The 2,683-nt window shown below is 46.3% G+C and carries 3 protein-coding genes; all 3 read left to right on the top strand.

The features are described 5' to 3' along the window. A partial coding sequence (locus tag HRU21_12555; protein NRA43121.1) for an aspartate-semialdehyde dehydrogenase occupies window positions 1-165 on the top strand: 165 nt, incomplete at its 5' end. A 5-nt stretch (window positions 166-170) separates the two neighbouring features. Then, entirely contained in the window at window positions 171-1,121 is a 951-nt protein-coding gene (locus HRU21_12560) for a hypothetical protein (protein NRA43122.1), read from the top strand. 258 nt (window positions 1,122-1,379) lie between these two features. Further along, the coding region (locus HRU21_12565) for a hypothetical protein (protein NRA43123.1) at window positions 1,380-2,683 on the top strand (1,304 nt) is incomplete at its 3' end.

A 2,683-nucleotide genomic window follows, 5' to 3' on the forward strand; every position in this document is an offset into this window, starting at 1 on the left:
ACGCCGACCGCAGTAACGGGAACCTTAGAAGTGCCGGTAGGTCGCTTGCGCACGATGAATATGGGCGAGCAATACCTGAATGCCTTTACGGTAGGTGACCAGCTGCTTTGGGGCGCTGCTGAGCCGCTAAGGCGTATGCTGAATATTATTGTGAGTCGCGTGTAAAGACTATGTCAGGCTTATCAATTGCTATTGTTGCATCCGAATCCTTACAGCTTGAGGCGCTGCTAGACGCACTGGCAACGCTTGAGGTGCCACCATCATTAAATTTGCTGGCCTTAGATCATGAGTCACAGTCAGTATTGTTTAATGGAAGAAGTGTAGCCTTTGAGAGAATAGAGGGTTTTGATTTTGCCGCGATTGATGTGTGCATGTTGCTGGCAGAATCAGTGGCCGCCGAGGCGGTGGCAAGTGCTCTTGCTCTGGCAGACTGTGACATCGTTGCTTGGCAGGCCGATGCTGATCATCTTGCGGCAATAGACTCAGATCGCTTGTTCTTTGTTGACAACCCTTATGTGGCCGCGTTGAAGTTGGTGCAGCAGGCTATCATGTTGCCATGCAGCGCAGAGATGGAAATGCTAAGTATGCAAGCCATGTTGCCAGCATCATTATTCGGCAAGGCGGGCGTTTCTGAGCTTGCCGCACAAACCGCGAAATTGTTAAACGGCCAGGCCATTGAGGACGGTATTTTTGATCAGCAAGTGACGTTTAATTACTTTCCGCTGTCGACCTATGCTGTTGGTGAGAGCTTTAATCAGCGGCTGGCTGCAGAGCTTCAAGCTCAGTTTGAGCATGCTTCGATTCGATTAAGGTCGTTGCAGATGCCTGTCTTTCATGGCTTTTCTGCCTGGGTTTCATTAGAGCTCTCCGAGCCCCTGCAGCGCGATAAGGCGCTTGAATGGCTGCGCTCAGAGCAAGAAATAGTCTATGCAGAGTCTCAGCATCAGTTATCGGCAATGCATTATGCGCAAGCTCAGCAGCAACTCGTTGTTGGTGAGCTTAGGATTCAGAATGACGATGCTCATCAGTGTGATTTTCTAATGGGTTTCGATGATGCGCAATTTGGGGTGGCAAAAAATTGGCTGAGATGTCTGAACAAATCCCGAAAATCTTTGCCATAATGAATACTTAGCCGCAACTTTCAAAAAAATTATTAGGTTTTTTATTGCCAATCTTTATAAAATAGGTAAGTCTAGCTTAGTATTTTTTGCATAAGTTCACGCTTTTAGCACACACAACAATTTTTTATGCTGAAAAGCAGGCAAAGTCTGCTGTTTTTTGGCTTCATTTCAAGATATTTGAAGTGATGTGATCGGTCTGGTGTGGCAGTACTATTATTTGCCAAGTGATCACTAATAATAATTAAGGGTAAAGGATTCATGTATCGTAAATTAGCCAGTGCTATCTTACTTGCCGGTTCTGTTCAAGCGAACCAGTTACTTGCTTTGGGGCTTGGTGAAATGACTATGCTCTCGGCAATAAATGAACCTCTGAAAGCCGAGATTGTTATTAATAATGTTGCTGATCTAGATGCCACACAGATCTTGGTTGACTTTGCCTCTGATCAACAGTTTCTGGATGCCGGTGTCGAACGCACCTTTTATCTAAGCAATATAAAATTTGTAGTTGAAGTGCTGGATGATGGCAGCGGCTTAATCAAATTATCCTCATTTCAGCGCTTAAATGAGCCTTTTTTGGATTTCGTGATTGAAGCGAAATGGCCTACCGGAAGAATTCTTCGCTCTTATACTGCACTCGTTGATCTGCCAAGTTATACGCAGGCTTCAGCTTCTCAATTAGCTACTCCAGCGGTTTCTTCACAACCAACACAAACTTCAAGTAAACGCACTGAGGCTGACTCATCTGCGCCGGTCACGCGACAAACTCAGCCGCAAGCAAATAGAAGCTATGCACAAGTATCCGGCAGGCCAAACTCCGACAGCGAGTATAATACCGAAGTTGGCGATTCACTTTGGTCTATTGCTAAGCAATATACACCCCAAGGTGCCAGTATTCAGCAAACCATGACGGCTATTTATCAGGACAATCCTAGTGCGTTTATCCGAGGCGATATCAACCGTTTAAAGGCAGCTGCATTATTGAGCGTTCCTGATGCTTCGGCTATTCGCTCGGTCGATAAAATGCTAGCAAATGATACCGTTTATGGTGGTTCAAGACAGGTTTTGGCTGAGTCGGAAGTTGCTATTGATGCCAGCTCGCCAGTCGATGCGCAGTCTGCTGTCGAAGAGGCTATTGATGCAGCTGATACCCGTGGTGGCGAGCTTAGCCTTGTTGCAACTGGCGATGCGACAACGACGGGGGTTGATGCAGATGGCGTTGCATCCGGTGCAAATAGTGCCGAGATGCAAGCCCTAACAAATGAAAATGCAAACTTAACCAGTCAGGTTGATAGTTTGAGTTCTCAAGTAGAACAGCTTGAGCGTTTGCTTGAGATTCAAGAGCAAAAATTAGCACAATTACAAAACCAATTCGCCGCGCAAAATGATGCTGCGGATATCTCTCAGGCATCCACTGCAGTAGCTGTTGAGCCTGAACAAGACATAGAGCAGCAAACGGCACAAGATGCATTGCTTGACAATGCTGATCTTGACCAAGCCGTGTCTGCCGCCGGCGATGAAGTCACTGAGGAAGTTGAAACGTCTGCTGAGATGGTTTCGGAAAA

This window comes from Pseudomonadales bacterium (genome assembly GCA_013215025.1).
In the GTDB taxonomy this organism is placed as follows: Bacteria; Pseudomonadota; Gammaproteobacteria; order Pseudomonadales; family DT-91; genus DT-91.